Below are 16230 nucleotides of genomic sequence, written 5' to 3'. Positions count from 1 at the left end.
CGGCAACCCCGATCCGTTCAAGTATGGTTCAAAACCCGGCAAATGAAAAATACGGACCGGCAAACCCCGCGGGCGCGGCCAATTTGATAAACTGCGCCGCATGGATATTTCCGGCATTCTCGACCCCCTCAACGACGCCCAGCGCCAGGCGGTCTGCGCTCCGACGGGCAATGTGCGGGTGCTGGCCGGCGCCGGCAGCGGCAAGACCCGGGTGCTGGTGCATCGCATCGCCTGGCTGCTGCAGGCCGAGAACGTCTCGCCCTATGGCATTCTGGCGGTGACCTTTACCAACAAGGCCGCCGGCGAGATGCGTTCGCGCATCGAGCAGTTACTGGGCATTCCCGCGGCCGGGCTGTGGGTGGGGACCTTTCACGGTATCGCCCATCGCCTGCTGCGTGCCCACTGGAAAGAAGTCGAGCTGCCACAGGGCTTTCAAATTATGGACAGCGAGGATCAGCTGCGCGCGGTCAAGCGGGTGGTGCGCGAGATGGGGCTGGACGAGGAGCACTGGTCGCCGCGTGAGGCGCAGTGGTTTATCAATGCGCGCAAGGACGAAGGCCTGCGGCCGCAGCACCTGGAACATCATGGCGATCCCTGGCAACGGCACATGATCGCCATTTACGAAAACTATGAAGCTGCCTGCCGCCGCGCCGGGCTGGTGGATTTTGCCGAGCTGCTGTTGCGCGCTCACGAGCTGTGGCTCAAGCATCCCGATATCCTCGGCCATTACCAGCGCCGCTTCGGGCATATCCTGGTGGACGAGTTTCAGGACACCAATACCATTCAATATGCCTTCGTGCGTCTGCTGGCCGGCCAGAGCGGTCAGGTGTTCGCCGTCGGCGACGATGATCAGTCCATCTATGGCTGGCGCGGCGCCCGGGTGGAAAACATTCATCAATTTGCCCAGGACTTTACCAATACCCAGACCTTTCGCCTGGAACAGAATTACCGTTCCACCTCGACGATCCTCAATGCGGCCAACGCGCTGATTGTCAACAATACCGATCGCCTCGGCAAGAGTCTGTGGACCGCCGGTGCCGAGGGTGAGCCGATCAGGCTGTACGGGGCATTCAACGAGCAGGAAGAAGCGCGCTATATTGTCGAACAGATTCAGGACTGGATTGACCAGGGTGGCGCGCGCAGTGAATGTGCCCTGCTGTATCGCTCCAATGCCCAGTCCCGGGTGCTGGAACAGGCGTTACTCCAGGAGCGCATCCCGTACCGGGTTTATGGTGGACTGCGGTTTTTCCAGCGCCAGGAAATCAAGGACGCGCTGGCCTATCTGCGCCTGGCGGTGAATCATGAAGATGATGCCTCGCTGGAGCGGATCATCAATGTCCCGACCCGCGGAATCGGCAGCCGCACGATCACCTCGCTACGCGAGACGGCCCGCAACAGCGGCGTCTCTTTGTGGCAGGCCATGACCCAGTTGATCGAGCACAAACAGTTGTCGGCCCGGGCCCTGGGTGCCTTGCAGAACTTTGTGCATCTGATCGAGCAGCTGGGCCATGACATTCGCGATCTGGAACTGCATGAACAGATCGAACAGGCTATTCAGGCCAGTGGCCTGATCGCCCACTATGAAAAGGAAAAGGGCGAGCGCGGCCAGGTCCGGATCGAAAACCTGGAGGAGCTGGTCAGCGCCGGACGTGACTTCACGCCGGAACCGGTGGAAGATGGCGAGCGCGAACTGGCACCCCTGGAAGCGTTTCTGGCCGATGCCGCCCTGGAAGCGGGTGAGCGTCAGGCGGACGAATGGGACGACTGCGTGCAACTGATGACCCTGCACTCGGCCAAGGGGCTGGAGTTCAGGCAGGTGTTCATGTGCGGCATGGAAGAAGGCCTGTTTCCCCATCGCCTGTCGGCGGAAGACCCGGGTCGGCTCGAGGAGGAGCGGCGTCTATGTTATGTGGGCATGACCCGCGCCATGGCGCAACTGACGCTATGCTATGCCGAAAAGCGTCGTCTGTATGGCGAAGAGCATTACGCCAAACCCTCGCGCTTTCTCAAGGAGATTCCGCCGGAACTGATCGAGGAACAGCGCCTGACCGGCGTGGTGACACCGGCCGCCAGTTTCTCTGCCGGGGGTGGCGACGTCTCGTTCAACGAGTCGGCGTTTATTCTGGGCCAACGGGTTTGCCATGAAACCTTCGGTGAAGGCGTGGTACTGAACTACGAAGGCGAGGGCCGTCATGCCCGGGTGCAGGTCAACTTCGAGTCCGAAGGCAGTAAATGGCTGATGGTCGAATACGCCAACCTGATGGCGTGTTGAGTCGAATCTAGCGCAGGGCCCAGTACTTCACCTGCTGGGCGTCGAGAAAGGCTTCGGCCCCCGCGCCCTGCAGCATCGCCAGCGTGGCCAGGATCCCGGCGTCGGTACAGGTGCCGGCCAGCACCGTGATCGAATGGGGCGCATCCCACACCGGCCAGCCGGTCAGCGGGTTGAGAATATGGGAATAACGCACCCCGTCCTTGAGCAGAAAACGGCGTGCATCCCCGCTGGTGGCAACGCCGCCCTGCTGCAGTTCGAAACTTTCCCCCGCCGCCGAGGCCAGATTGATATCTCCGCTGTCGGTATGCTGGCCGGGTTGTTCCACGCCGATGATCCAGCCATGCCCGTTTTGCCGGGGCCGGTTGACGTAAAGATCGCCGCCGTAGTTGATCAGAAAACTGGCCCCGGTCTGTTGCGCCAGTAATTGCGCGGTGCGATCCACCGCGTATTCCTTGCCGATCCCGCCCAGGTCGATCTCCATGCCCTCGGGCAGGCGAATCGCGGGTGGATGCCAGTCGACCCGGGGCCAGCCAATGGCCTGACGCGCCGTCTCCACCACTTCAGCATCAGGAACCCGGTCACTGCCATCAAAGTGCCAGACGCGTCGCAGCACGCCGGAAGTAATATCAAACAGCCCGTCGCTGATCCGGTAACAGTGATCGGCATATTCGAGCAGGGCCGCGGTTTCCGGGTCGACGCTGACCGGCTGGCCGCGGGCGTGGTTGATACGATGGATAATATTGTCATCGCGATAGCGACTGAATTTGCGCTCGATGCGCAGGGCCTCATCCTGGGCCGTGCGGGCCAGTTGTTCGACCAGGGCGGGATCGTCGCTGTCCAGCAGCAGTTCGCAGGGGCTGGCCATGGCCTGAAAGTGGGCCGAGCGAAAACCGGGGCCGGATTTAAACTGCAGATCATGTGACATGGCGGACTGGATGGCCGAAAACCCGGCCATCCATATTACCCGATAACGGGCCGTATATCAGAACACAAATGAATAATTCAGCTGCAGGATCGTGGCGTCCACATCGGGGAACGGGGCATCGCCTTCGCTTTGCTGGGTCATCATCTCCGCCCGCACCGAGAACTCACTGTCATTGCTCAGCTGGATACCGTATTTCAGGCCCAGGGTGGTGGTACTCAGATCGGCCAGACGATAATCGGCACTGGCATATTGCGGGATGTTACCGTCCACGAGTTTGTAGTTATAAAAATCCGCCTTGTCCTGCAGATAATAGCGGGCATGAGGCATCAGATAATGACCGCCGCCCATCTCGTAGCGGTAACGGGCGTCCAGGGTATGCGAAGTAATCCCCCAGTCATCCCAGTAGTAGCGATAGCTGAAGTTGATCACATCCTCGTTAAACTGGTGCACGGTTTTCCAGTAAAGCGCATTGCGCGCCCGGCTGTCGGGACGGTTCTCGTAAAGATAGGGCATAGCCGCCAGCGTCTCGGATGAGGGGCCGGTGACGACACTGAGGATCTTGTAGGGATCGGTCAGATAGCCGTCATCCATCCCGTAGGTATAGTTAAACTGCATCAGGGTCTTGCGATCGATGACCTGGGTGACGCCGAGCAGTAAATCGGCGACAGTTTTATCATCACTGCTGCCCAGAGTGCTTTTCTGCACGCTGGTAGTGGTTGGCATCGCCGTCAGGCCGTCAGGAATCCCGCCGACCGGTTCGATCGTGTCCAGGTTGTAGGAGAGGCCGGCACTGACGGTGGTATTGCGGTTATTGAAATCGCGCGCCAGGGTGGCGGAGACGCCCAGCGAGGTATAGTCGTACTCGCTGGAGGCATTGATCGCGAAAAATCCCTTGAGATAACGGCTCAGGGGTTTTTCCCATTCGGCATTGAGTGCCACCCGGGTGTCCAGGAAGGTCGGATCCAGCGGCGTGGTATTGGCCGGGGTCGTATAGGTGGCATTGCCCGAGGGCGAGGTAAAGGTCTGCGGCGAACTGGTGGCGATCGCGCCGTTGGCCGAGGAGCCGGTCAGGCTGTCCACTACCAGGCGATAGGTCATGTACTCGTCATCACCGATGGCCTTGCGCGCGCGGACAACCGGTTCAATGGCGGTTACGCGACTGTCTTCGGAATAATAGAGAACGCTGGTGTCGATCGCCCAGTCATCGGCCGTGGCGGCCTGGGCAGCCGGGCCCACCGCGCCCAGCAACGAGGCGGTGGCCAGCGCGAGTTTGCGACGGACCTGGGGCGGATTTGTCAGTTGCATCCGCAACCTCCTCCGCCGACACCGGCGCCGCCCGTGGAGCTTTCCTTGCTGTAATAGATATGGTCGTCCAGGTAGCTGTCGACCGGGTAGGGATCGAGTTGCATCTTGTCCTGGGCCAGGATATCCCGCTCCCAGGGCTGGACGTTCTGCAGACTGCATCCCCCTGCCAGCAGGGAGAAGAGAACCGCGCTGATGATTGTCTTGAACATAGGGTCCCTCATGGTTTTATTGTTCCAGCCGGGCCTTGATGCGCGCCTCGAGCCGGTCGGCATCGGTGGAGCGAAAACCGGTGTGCGACATGACCAGATTGCCCTGGCGATCGATCAAATAACTGGCCGGCATGCCTTTGAGTTCATAGCGTTCGGCAACGTTGCCATCGGGATCGAAGGCCACGGTGAAGTTGGCCGGGTATTTTTTGAGAAACCGGCGGGCTGCGGCGGTATCCTGATCGAGATTGACAGCCAGTACCACCAGTCCGTCGTCGGCGTAACGTTCCTGCAGGGCATTCATCCAGGGAAATGATTTGCGACACGGGGTACACCAGGAGGCCCAGAAATCGAGGTAGACGACCTGACCGCGATATTCCTGCAGCTCGATCACCCCCTGCGGGCCGGAGAGGGTAAAATCCGGGGCCGGGACACTGGCAGCCGGTAGCTGACCGGGAAGCAGCAGTGTCACGGCAAGGGAGCAGGCGATGGCGGCAGATCGCAACATAGGGTGGTTCCATCGGTTTGAACAGGCAGGCAATGTAACGCCCGAACCTTAAGACAATCTTAAGAATGACGTGGTATGTATAGAATGCGAGAGAGTTCACATTTGACGTCTGATCCGGATACCCAAACACAATGCGCCTGTTACTGATTGAAGATGACGAAATGCTGGGCAAGGCTGTCAGGGCCGGCCTCAAGCAGGACGGTTATACCGTCGACTGGTTGACCGACGGTGAAGCCGGACTGCAGGCCCTGGGGAGCGATGATTTCGATGTGGTCGTGCTGGATATCGGCCTGCCCGGCATGTCCGGCATTGAGGTGCTGCAACGCCTGCGTAAGCAGAAAAAGACCCTGCCGGTGATGATCCTGACCGCTTACGATGCGGTCTCTGATCGGATTACCGGACTGGATGCCGGGGCCGATGATTATCTGATCAAGCCGTTTGATCTGGACGAGTTGCTGGCACGGCTACGGGCTATTACCCGACGCCGGGAAGGGCGCGCGCAAAGCCGGATAGAGCTCGGCAGCATCCAGCTGGATACCGCCGCGCACCGGCTTGTGATCCATGGCGAAGAGGTGTCGCTGTCAAACAAGGAGTACCAGTTGCTGGAATACCTGTTAACACACGCCGGCAATGTGATCCCGCGCGACCGGCTGGAATCCATCCTGTATGGCTGGGAAGGCGGGGTCGAGAGTAACTCACTGGAAGTGTATATCCATAATCTCAGGAAAAAGGTCGGCCCCGGGACGATCAAGACGATTCGCGGCGTGGGCTATCGACTGGAGCAGCCGGCACATTGAATTCCATACGTAACAGATTGCTGTTGATCCTGATTCTGGTGATCGCACTGAGCGGCGCATTGACCATCTGGGGCAGCTACCGATCGTCGGCCCATGAAGTGGAAGAGCTGTTTGATGCACAACTGGCCCAGTCGGCGCGAGTCTTGCTGTCGATCATTCTGACCCGGACCCGACACGAGGACTTTCAGTCCATCCAGGAGTTTCTCGATGCCGGCGGCAATATGCCGGCTATTGCCGACGATGATGCGGGAGGCGAAGAGCGAAAAGACTATCATGAGTACGAGCGCAAGCTGGCGTTCCAGTTGTGGGACCCGAAGGGTCGCCTGTTGCTGCATTCCGGGCATATTGGAACCGAGCCGCTGTCACCGCAGGGGCTGGATCCTCATCACCGGGGCTATCATGATGAGACGTTTTCCGGAGAACACTGGCGGGTTTTCACCCTGTGGGACGATGAGCATGGCTATCTCATCCAGGTCGGCGAGCGTTATGACATACGCAATGAACTGGTGACCGAGATCGTTTTGCACTTTCTGACGCCGTCGGTGATTTCCATTCCAATAATTGCGTTTTTGATCTGGTGGTCGATTGGCAAGGCTATGCAACCGCTGCAGCGACTTCGAACCGCGGTGGCCAACCGCGATCCGGATAATCTCGAAGGGTTGCGGTTTGAAGGCGTGCCGGTTGAAGTGGTGCCACTGGTGAGCGAACTCAACACTCTGTTTCGGGCGCTGAATACCGCACTGGAGAAAGAACGCCGTTTTACCGACGATGCCGCCCATGAGCTGCGCACCCCGCTATCGGCGCTCAAGACCCGGGTACAGGTTGCGCTGCGCAGTGACATCCCTGCCGAGCGTGAGGAGGCTTTGAAGGATATTCTGGCGGGGGTCGATCGCATGACGCACATGTTGAACCAGATGCTGACCCTGGCGAGACTGGACAATACCCGGGACATCGAACCGGTAACGGTCGATTTAAAGCAGATGCTGGAGGCCGTCGTCAGGCAGTTGTCTGCTAAAGCCCGGAAAAAATCCATCACCATTGAATCTGAATCAATCCCCGGTTTGTCGCTGGTGACCGAGCCGGTCAGTCTGGAGATCTTACTGCGTAATCTGATCGATAACGCGATTCATTACACGCCTGATGGCGGGCAGGTGAGCATTGCAGCCGAACAACGGCAAACGGATATGGTGCTCTGCATTAGCGACAGCGGGCCGGGTATCAAGCCGGAATTGTATCAACGGGTCTTTGAGCGATATTTCCGCAAACCCGGTCAGCTGCAAAACGGGAGTGGACTCGGGCTGGCGATTGCCCGGCGTTGTGCTGATCTGTTGCAGGGGGAACTGGAACTGGACACCTCGGCGGCCGGGGGCCTGACTGTCCGTGTCATATTGCAGGACTATCATCCCCGGGTAGAGAATGAGCGATGATGGTGATTGCTCAGGCGTTCTTCACTGAGTCTGCATGCGAGCGGTGTTCCGCTATATCGCTGGAGGGTTTGCCCAGATAATGGCCCTGGGCGAAGTCAACCCCGAACTCCTTTAGCAAGCCGAGCGTTTTCTTGTTTTCCACAAATTCGGCAATGGTCTGTTTGCCGAGCGCATGGGCGATCTGGTTCATGGAACGCACCATCGCCTGATCGACTTCTGAGCTGGCCAGGCCCTTGACGAAGGAGCCGTCGATCTTGAGCTTGTCCACGGGCAAATGCTTGAGATAGGCAAATGACGAGAAGCCGGTGCCAAAATCATCCAGGGCAAACTGACAGCCGATATCCTTGAGCTGATAGATAAAGCGGGTGGCCTCGGCCAGGTTGGAAATCGCCGCCGACTCGGTAATTTCAAAGGTCAGAGTGGCGGGACTGAGACGGGTCTCCTGCAACAGGCTGTTAATCAGGGGCAACAGCTCGCGATCCTCGAAGGCACGACCGGAAAGGTTGATGGCGAAACGAATCTGGTCATTGTCCTTATGCAGTTCAGCCAGATATTGCATGGCGCTGCGTACGGTCCAGCGATCCACATGGTTGATCAGGCCGAAACGCTCGGCAGCCGGCAAAAAGCCGCCCGGCAGGATGACATCATCATTATCCAGTGACATGCGCAGCAGCACTTCGTAATCTTCGCTCAGGCCACTGTCGATATTAACAATAGGTTGAAACACCAGTTTGAAGTGGTCATTCTCGAACGCATCCCGGACCCGGCTGGCCCAGCCCATATCCTCGGCCATGCCGTCGCGCTGCTTGTCACCGGGATCGTACAGATGCAGACAGTTACGTCCCTGGGACTTGGCGATGTTACAGGCCAGGTCCGCATGCGAGAGCACCTCGTCCCCTGTTTTGGTCTGTTTGTTGAGCATGGCGACACCGATGCTGCAGGTGACATTGAACGTTTTGCCGCCATCAATGAAGCGGTAGTTTTCAAACAGCAGGCGAATGCTCTCGGCGACCTGCATGGCAGCCGGTTGTTCGACATCATCCAGCAGGACGGTAAATTCATCCCCACCGAAGCGGGCCAGCAGATCCGCATCGCGGGTATGTCCCTGCAGCAGCCCGCTGCATTCGAGCAACAATCGATCGCCGGCGGCGTGGCCGAGTGTGTCGTTGACATACTTGAACTGATCCAGATCCAGATACAGCAGCGCACAGCTGTTGCCGCGGCGGTGAATCCGGCTGAGCGTACGTTCGAGTTCACGCTGGAAATAATTGCGATTATAAAGCCCGGTCAGGGTGTCATGCTGGGCCTGGTAGGTCAGCTCGCGCTCGAAGGCTTTTTGTGCCGAGATATCCCGTGCCGTACCCATAATACTGACGATCTCGCCGTTTTCATTATGCTGGGGTTTGGCATTGAAACTGATGTAACGCCGCTGTCCATCCTTGTCCAGATGAATGGTTTCATACTCCAGCAGCTCATGACCTTGCAGTACCCGGTCTATGGCGGCCTGATCATGGCGAATCGATTCGGGCGACTGAAACTCGGTGAAGTGCTGGAACAGCATCTCCTCGGCCTGATAGCCATAAATCCGGCTCACCGCGTCATTCAGGTAAGTCCAGCGGCCGTCACGATCCATGCTCCAGACCAGATCATGGGCGGTTTCGACCAGGTTGCGGTAACGGGCTTCGGCATCCAGCAGCATTTGCTCGGTCGCCTTGCGCGCCGAGATATCCGCCAGCAGGCAGGTAAAATAGATCCGGTCGTCGTTATGCATCAGGCTGATGCACATCGACATGGGAATGGCATAACCGGTGCGATGCCGTCCTTCGACTTCGATCTCCTCCCGTGGCAGAGAAGTCTCGTCGCGCGGCAGGATAAAGTCGGGCAGCAACCAGTCCAGCGATTTGCCGCGAATCTCCTGGGAGGTAAACCCGAACAGTTTTTCCGCGGCCGGGTTAAAGGTCTCGATCGAATGCTGGTCGTTGACCACGATGATGCCTTCGGCCGCGTGATCGACAATCGCATGCACATGGCTTTCCTGATCGCCGAGGCGGCGGAACAATCGGCCCAGCATCTGAATCAGATAGCCGGTTTCGTCCGTCGAGCGCGGCCGCAGGCGTTTGGCCATGTCCTCGTAATTGGTGGCGCCGCTGCCGCTGATCAGCTCCTGCACCGGCTGCAGGGATTGCTTGAGACTGCGGATGGATAAAATGGTGACGGTAAAGGCAAACAGCCCGAGTACGGCCCAGATCAGTATGATTTCGCCGGTCATGTACTGGGTCCGCCACCAGTAATATTTCAGCAGGATGGTGCCGGTGAGCAGCGGTACATAGCCTCCGATCAGCAGCATCTTGGCCTGCATGCTGACATGTACCTGGCGAAAGCCGTTGTGCTCGACCAGCCGGCCGATTAACGCCAGTGTATAAAGATAACCGGGCATGCCGACCAGCACGGCGATCACCAGTTGTAACAGAATAAACTGAGTGAGACTGGCAAAGGCGGAGTGTTCGGCCGGATAGAGACCCAGCCAGTGTTGCAGGGTGGGCGCGAGCAGCGCATAGAGCAGAAAAAACAGCCAGTAGTTGTCACTGAAATTTTTCAGCCGCTGATCCAGCTGTTCCGGCAGGAGGGAGTAACCCCGCTGGCTGGTTTGCCACTCCCGCAGCGGTTTAAAATAGCGTTTGAAATAAAAACAGACGGCGGTCGGCAGCGCCAGGGTAATCAGGCTCAGTAACAGGGCGGCTTCCAGGGAGGCGAGCTGTTCCGCCCTGATCATGGTAAAAAACCAGGCCGTCGAATAGCCGATGATCGGAGTGAGGACGAAACTGGCGGTGATGACAAGCACAAGCCGCCGGTGGATTCGCCTCAGAGCTTGTTCTTCCATGGCACCCGCATTATTGTTTAGTTTTTGCCGGAACAGCAGTCTGACCAATCCGCTCAATAGTGACAGAATAAAATCCGTGATACCAGTGGCAAATCCCGGGTCAAGTTAGCCGGGTTTGTTCACAATCTGCGTCAAGGGTGTTGACGAAGTGACGATTTCGCAAAGAAAAAATCGTATCGAATCAATAACAACGGGGACGGAGCCATGAAACGACGTGACTTTATCAAATCCGCCGGTGCCGGCTCATTGCTGGCCGGCGGCCTGGTGACCGGTACCGGCGCGGCGGTGGCCAAACCGAAATACCAGTGGAAAATGGTCACCACCTGGCCGAAAAATTTTCCCGGTCTGGGCACCGGGGCCAACAATCTGGCGGCCCTGATCAATGAACTCAGCGGGGGCCGGATCGAGGTCAAGGTCTATGGCGCCGGGGAACTGGTCCCGGCGCTGGAAGTGTTCGATGCGGTGTCACGCGGGACCGCGCAGATGGGCCACGGCGCCGCCTATTACTGGAAAGGCAAGAGCGAGGCCGCCCAGTTTTTCTCCGCAGTGCCATTCGGACTGACGGCCCAGGAAATGAACGGCTGGCTCTATTACGGCGGCGGCATGGAATTGTGGGAAGACGTCTATGCCCCGTTCAACCTGGTGCCGGCCGCGGCCGGTAACACCGGGGTGCAGATGGGTGGCTGGTTCAACAAGGAGATCAATTCCCTGGCCGATCTCAAGGGACTGAAAATGCGTATCCCCGGTCTCGGTGGCGAAGTTCTCAAACGTGCCGGCGGTACCCCGGTCAACCTGCCCGGCGGCGAGCTGTATACCTCGCTGCAGTCGGGCAACATCGACGCGACCGAATGGGTCGGGCCCTACAACGATCTCGCCTTCGGTCTGTACAAGATCGCCAAATACTATTACTACCCCGGCTGGCACGAACCGGGCACCACGCTGGAGGCCATGATCAACAAGGAAGCCTTCGAAGAACTGCCGAAGGATCTGCAAAGCATCGTGCGTAATGCCTGCAAGGTGGTCAACCAGGACATGCTGGCCGAATACACCGCGCGCAACAACCAGGCGCTCAAGACCCTGGTGGAAAAACACAACGTCGATCTGCGCCGCTATCCGGACGATGTCCTGAAAAAACTGCGTAACCTGTCCGACGAAGTCGTCGCCGAAGTGGCCGAAAAGGACAAGATGAGCAAGAAAGTCTATGAGTCGTTCAAAAAATTCCGAGATCAGGCGATGGAGTGGCACCGCATCTCCGAACAGACCTACATGGCCGCCCGGGAGATGTAAAAAAAGCCTGTTTACCGCAGAGACGCAGGCCCTTCGGGCAGGGACGAGGTACGAGGGACTAGGAACGAGGCGATTTTGTGTGAGCTGATTCGTATCACCCCTCCCTTACCCTCCCCTTGAAGGGGAGGGAATGATCTTGTTAGTCGCAAAGATTTTGTTCCCCCTCCCTTATAGACGAGTCCTTAGGATGGATTCGGTAGAGCGAAGCAGGAGATGTCCGAGCCGAGGGGGCCAGGGGAAGGGGATAAATTAAACCTCGTCCCTCGTTACTCGTCACTCGGCACGGCCCGAAGGGCCAGAGAGTTGATGCAGTAGCGCAGGCCGGTGGGGGGTGGGCCGTCGGGGAAGACGTGGCCGAGGTGGGCATCGCAGCGGCTGCAATGCACTTCGGTGCGGCGCATGCCGTGGCTGGTGTCCTCGGTGGTCTCGATGGCTTCGTCGCTGATCGGCTGCCAGTAACTGGGCCAGCCGCTGCCCGAGTCGAATTTTTCTTTGGAATGAAACAGCGGTTGTCCGCAGCAGACACAGACATAGGTCCCCGGGGCCTTGCTGTCGCAATACTCCCCGCTGAACGGCCGCTCGGTACCGTGCCGCCGGGTCACCTGGAACTGCTCCTCGGTCAGCAGTTCCCGCCACTCTGCATCCGACTTTTTGATTTTATCTGCCATAGCCCTGTTTTACCCGTAGATAGGCTCAAGAACAAGAGATGTTATGCAAGGTTATTCACCACCAAGACGCCAAGGCACCAAGATATAAAGTTTTCCTTGGTGTCTTCGTGGTGAAGATTTAGATCAAGCCTTACCTCGGTTCAAGGTAGTGTCACATAGGCTATCGCCAATGTGACCTACGCGACTTCTCCGCCATGCGTCCTTTTTTACAGGGTTAACCAGCTCATAGGCAACAGGCTTCTCTATACAGAATCGCAAGCCCGGCGGAGAGGGCCGAGGGACGAGTGACGAGGAGGTATTCATAGCCGTGCAGGTTAATTCACCACCGGTACGCCAGGACACAAAGTTTTTTCGCCTCGTCAGAAAAATTCGTGGGCAGTTTCTGGCACAGGTAACGCCCCAAGTGCATGATATAAAGCGATTTCAGCCGCATGAAAGGTCTTAAATCCATACGCTTTTCTGGTAGTCAGTTTCGCTTTGTTGTTGAAGCCCTCAACAATGCCGCTGGAGAACTGCTTTTTTGCCCGAAACCAGTTCAGCAGCAGCGGCTGATGCTTCCTCAGCATGCGGGCGACCTTCTTCATCGGTTCAATCTTGGAACGCATCGTTTTCGTACACCACTTATCCAGAAACTTGCCTGCCCAATAGGGCGACTTATACGACCAGAACAGTTGAAAATCTTCTTTGAGCAGATAGCTCCTGATCGACTTCAAATTGTACTGCAGGAGTTCGGCCAGCGTACTCTGCTGTTTGTCCGTCAGATTTTCTGGTCGCTTCAGCAGCAGCCAGCGGCTCTTGGTCAGCACCGGTTCATACCCCTTATCCCTCAGCGCCTTCACTTCCCCGGCGCGCACTTCGTCAATCGCCTTGCTCAGGTGCGCCATGATGTGGAAGCGGTCCAGAATGTGAAGCGCATGCCCGGCCTTTTTCGCGATCACCTTCAAGTAGGGCTTCCACATGTCGCTGCAAATATAGCGCAGCCGTACTGTCCGCTCCTGACCAAACCAGCGAAAGAACCCCAGCAGGGTTTTGACTTTCCGCTTGTTGCCGACCCACAGCAACCGTTTGCAAGACGCGTCGATCTGGTAGACCAGCGTCAGGTACTTGTGGCCCCGTTGCCACTGGATCTCATCAATGCCAATCGCCTCGACCCCCGACAGGTCCTGGTGCTGGCGGCCCCACGTGACCGCCATCTCCACCGAGTGGAAAACATGGTCCCAACTGGTACGAAACACCTCGGCGACCTCTTTCCAGCTCAACCGCTTAGCCCAGCCGGCGAGAAACCAGGCGTAGGTCTCGGTCAGGCGGTGTTTCCCCGCCGACCAGGGCATCCGCTCCACCCGAACGCCACACGTTGGGCAATCCACCCGGCGCGGCGCATAGCGGAAAAACACCTTAATGCCCCACATCGGGATGAACTCGAAACGGCGTCCCGGCAGGGTGTCGTAGCCGGGCCGGCGCCGGCCACATCCCGAGCAAATCGCCCGACTGTTGCCGCGCGGATGGATTTCCACCTCAATCGTCGGTTCCGCCGCCTCTACCCAATGGACGGCACCATACACAAAAGATTTGAATTTTTGCGCCCGATTCAGGATAGTCTTGAGCTGCATCCTGGCTCCTTTTCTTTGAATGATGGTTGGTCGCACTTCCATCTTCTCAGAATTGGGGGCACAGGGTGCACCATTCCTAACCAAGTCTGTATTTTGCTACTCTTGGAGCGTTATTCCTCCATATTTTTACCCATGAATTTTCCTGAAGAGCCGTTTTTTCTTGGTGTCTTTGTGCCTTGGTGGTGAAGATTTTAATCAGCCGCTGCCGTAGATGATGCCGGGCAGCCAGGTGGCCAGGCCCGGCCACAGGGCCAGCAGCGCGAGGGCCAGCAGCTGGATGGCGATAAACGGGGCGACGCCGCGATAGAGCTGGCCGGTGCTCATGCCCTGGGAGGCGACGCCGCGCAGGTAGAACAGGGCGAAGCCGAACGGCGGGGTCAAAAACGAGGTCTGCAGGTTGATGGCGATCATCACGCCGAGCCAGATGGGGTCGAGGCCCATCATCAGCAGAATGGGCGCGACGATCGGCACGATCACGAAGGTGATTTCGATAAAGTCGAGAATGAACCCGAGCAGAAACATCACCAGCATGACGATCAGCATGGCACCGACCACGCCGCCGGGCAGGCTGGTGAGAATCTCGCGCACCGCCTCGTCACCGCCAAAACCGCGGAATACCAGCGAGAACAGCGAGGCGCCGATGAAGATCAGAAATACCATGCTGGTGACCTGGACCGTGGTGCGCATCACCTCGCGCAGTTTGCCGAGATCGAGCTGGCGTTGTAGCAACGCCAGCAGTATGGCGCCGACGGCTCCCACCGAGGCCGCCTCGGTCGGTGTGGCGGCGCCGGCCATGATGGAGCCGAGCACCGCTACGATCAGCAGCAGCGGGGGGATTAATACCTTGATCACCCGGCCGGCGAGTTCCCGCTTGCTGTGCTGACGTTCAGCGCGCGGCATGGCCGGCACTTTGGCCGGCTGCAGCCAGGCGACGCCCAGCATATAGAGCACATACAGTCCCACCAGTAACAGGCCGGGAATCAGCGCGCCGGCGAACAGATCCCCGACCGAGACCGTCTCCGGGGCGAACAGTCCCATGTCGAGCTGGGCCTGTTGATAGGCCGAGGAGAGGACATCCCCCAGCAGTACCAGAATGATCGAGGGGGGAATGATCTGGCCGAGCGTGCCCGAGGCACAGATGGCGCCGCCGGCCAGGCCCGGGTCATAGCCCCGTTTGAGCATGGTGGGCAAGGAGAGCAGGCCCATGGTGACTACGGTGGCACCGACGATGCCGGTACTGGCCGCCAGCAGCATCCCGACCAGGATGACCGAGATTCCCAGCCCGCCGCGCAGGGGGCCGAACAGCAGGGCCATGGTATCCAGCAGCTGATCGGCGACTTTTGAGCGCTCCAGCATGACCCCCATGAAGACAAACAGCGGCACGGCGATCAGGGTGCCGTTGGTCATAATGCCGTATAGCCGGTTGGGCGCCGCCGTCAAAAAGGCTTCGTCGAAGGTGCCGGTCAGGTGGCCGAGCAGGGCAAAGGCCAGCGCCGTCCCGCCCAGGGAAAAGGCCACCGGGTAACCGCTGAGCAGGACCAGCCCGACGACCAGAAACATCAGCAAGGGCATCAGTTCGGCCATGTTCAAAGCACCTCCTGCTGGTGCTCGTCGTCGTTATCGCGACGCCGCTGCCCGCGCAGCACCTGCCAGCTCTGCAGGGCGGTGGCCAGCCCCTGCAGCATCAGCAGCAGGGGCATCAGGATCAGCAGGCTCTTGAGCAGATAGACGAAGGGCAGGCCGCCCGGCTCGTTGGAGGTCTCCAGCAGTTCCCAGCTGACGGCCACATAATCCCAGCTGACAAGCAGGATAAACAGGCACATGGGCCACAGCAGCAACAGGGTGCCCAGCAGGTTCACCCACGCCTTGCCACGCGGGCCAAAGCGCTGGTAGAAAATGTCCACTCGCACATGCCCTTCATGGCGCAGGGTATAGGCGGCCCCGAGCATAAAGACCGTGGCATGCAGGTAAGTGATCACTTCCTGCAGGCCGATCCAGCCCAGGTCGAACCCGTAGCGCAATACCACCACGAGAAATGTGATGCAGACCATCGCGCCGGTCAGCCAGGCAATGGCGCGCCCGCTGTATTCGCTCAGACGCTCGAGAAACTGGCTCAGTTTGTCCATGGGGCAGCGGAGTCCGGGTGGCGATCCTGGCCGCAACCGGGGGGCGGTTCAGGGGATCGGCGAAGCCTCTCAGGGTTTACCCCAAGAGGAGTTATACACAGTTGGCTAAGTGCATGACACATTTATGAAAATATTCGAAAACTTGAACCTGAGCCCATAAAAACAATGCAAGTCATTGTTATTTATAATAAAACAGAACTTGCTAATATTCTTGCCTC

General features: G+C 58.4%; 13 protein-coding genes. 4 read left to right on the top strand and 9 right to left on the bottom strand.

What is annotated here, in order from left to right; all coding sequences use genetic code 11:
• Window positions 1-100: 100 nt before the first annotated feature.
• Window positions 101-2272 carry a DNA helicase II gene (gene uvrD, locus U5K34_RS04785; RefSeq protein ID WP_322567333.1) on the top strand — a complete coding sequence of 724 codons (2172 nt, stop codon included), beginning with the start codon at window positions 101-103 and terminating at the stop codon, window positions 2270-2272.
• 7 nt (window positions 2273-2279) lie between these two features.
• Here the strand turns inward: uvrD and U5K34_RS04780 are convergent, their stop codons facing one another.
• From U5K34_RS04780 to U5K34_RS04765, 4 genes are read right to left on the bottom strand one after another with little or no spacing between them, the layout of a single operon-like run.
• Window positions 2280-3227, bottom strand: a complete 948-nt coding sequence (locus U5K34_RS04780) for an FAD:protein FMN transferase (protein WP_322567332.1) — start codon at window positions 3225-3227, stop codon at window positions 2280-2282.
• A 27-nt stretch (window positions 3228-3254) separates the two neighbouring features.
• The gene (locus U5K34_RS04775; RefSeq protein WP_322567331.1) at window positions 3255-4502 is read right to left on the bottom strand and encodes a DUF3570 domain-containing protein; all 1248 of its coding nucleotides are present in this window, start codon (window positions 4500-4502) and stop codon (window positions 3255-3257) included.
• Window positions 4493-4711 (bottom strand): DUF4266 domain-containing protein, encoded by a 219-nt coding sequence (locus U5K34_RS04770; protein WP_322567330.1) that lies wholly within the window; start codon window positions 4709-4711, stop codon window positions 4493-4495. Before U5K34_RS04770 ends, U5K34_RS04775 begins: the two co-directional genes overlap by 10 nt.
• Window positions 4712-4727: 16 nt before the next feature.
• Complete coding sequence (locus tag U5K34_RS04765; RefSeq protein ID WP_322567329.1) at window positions 4728-5216, bottom strand: TlpA disulfide reductase family protein; 489 nt, start codon at window positions 5214-5216, stop codon at window positions 4728-4730.
• Window positions 5217-5347: 131 nt separating this feature from the next.
• On the opposite strand from U5K34_RS04765, the gene U5K34_RS04760 reads away from it, so the two are divergent.
• Both U5K34_RS04760 and U5K34_RS04755 read left to right on the top strand, forming a co-directional pair.
• Complete coding sequence (locus tag U5K34_RS04760) at window positions 5348-6013, top strand: response regulator transcription factor (RefSeq protein ID WP_322567328.1); 666 nt, start codon at window positions 5348-5350, stop codon at window positions 6011-6013.
• A complete protein-coding gene (locus tag U5K34_RS04755; protein WP_322567327.1) occupies window positions 6010-7440 on the top strand; it encodes an ATP-binding protein in 1431 nt (476 codons plus the stop codon). Before U5K34_RS04760 ends, U5K34_RS04755 begins: the two co-directional genes overlap by 4 nt.
• A 10-nt stretch (window positions 7441-7450) precedes the next feature.
• Here U5K34_RS04755 and U5K34_RS04750 read toward each other — a convergent pair whose 3' ends face one another.
• Window positions 7451-10321 carry a putative bifunctional diguanylate cyclase/phosphodiesterase gene (locus tag U5K34_RS04750; RefSeq protein ID WP_322567326.1) on the bottom strand — a complete coding sequence of 957 codons (2871 nt, stop codon included), beginning with the start codon at window positions 10319-10321 and terminating at the stop codon, window positions 7451-7453.
• A gap of 204 nt (window positions 10322-10525) precedes the next feature.
• On the opposite strand from U5K34_RS04750, the gene U5K34_RS04745 reads away from it, so the two are divergent.
• Window positions 10526-11608 (top strand): TRAP transporter substrate-binding protein, encoded by a 1083-nt coding sequence (locus tag U5K34_RS04745; protein WP_322567325.1) that lies wholly within the window; start codon window positions 10526-10528, stop codon window positions 11606-11608.
• 266 nt (window positions 11609-11874) lie between these two features.
• On the opposite strand, the gene msrB is transcribed toward U5K34_RS04745, so the two are convergent.
• The 4 genes from msrB to U5K34_RS04725 all read right to left on the bottom strand — a co-directional run bounded on the left by msrB (window position 11875) and on the right by U5K34_RS04725 (window position 16012).
• Window positions 11875-12276, bottom strand: a complete 402-nt coding sequence (gene msrB / locus U5K34_RS04740) for a peptide-methionine (R)-S-oxide reductase MsrB (RefSeq protein WP_322567324.1) — start codon at window positions 12274-12276, stop codon at window positions 11875-11877.
• 359 nt (window positions 12277-12635) lie between these two features.
• Complete coding sequence (locus U5K34_RS04735) at window positions 12636-13886, bottom strand: ISL3 family transposase (protein WP_322567323.1); 1251 nt, start codon at window positions 13884-13886, stop codon at window positions 12636-12638.
• A 195-nt stretch (window positions 13887-14081) separates the two neighbouring features.
• Entirely contained in the window at window positions 14082-15470 is a 1389-nt protein-coding gene (locus U5K34_RS04730) for a TRAP transporter large permease subunit (protein ID WP_322567322.1), read from the bottom strand.
• 2 nt (window positions 15471-15472) lie between these two features.
• Window positions 15473-16012 (bottom strand): TRAP transporter small permease subunit, encoded by a 540-nt coding sequence (locus U5K34_RS04725; protein ID WP_322567321.1) that lies wholly within the window; start codon window positions 16010-16012, stop codon window positions 15473-15475.
• Between the last annotated feature and the right edge of the window lie 218 nt (window positions 16013-16230).

The sequence above is a fragment of the Thiohalophilus sp. genome, from assembly GCF_034521165.1.
GTDB lineage: Bacteria > Pseudomonadota > Gammaproteobacteria > UBA6429 > Thiohalophilaceae > Thiohalophilus.
The sequence above is the reverse complement of the archived record's forward strand: the minus strand, read 5'-3'. Positions and strand labels throughout refer to the sequence as shown.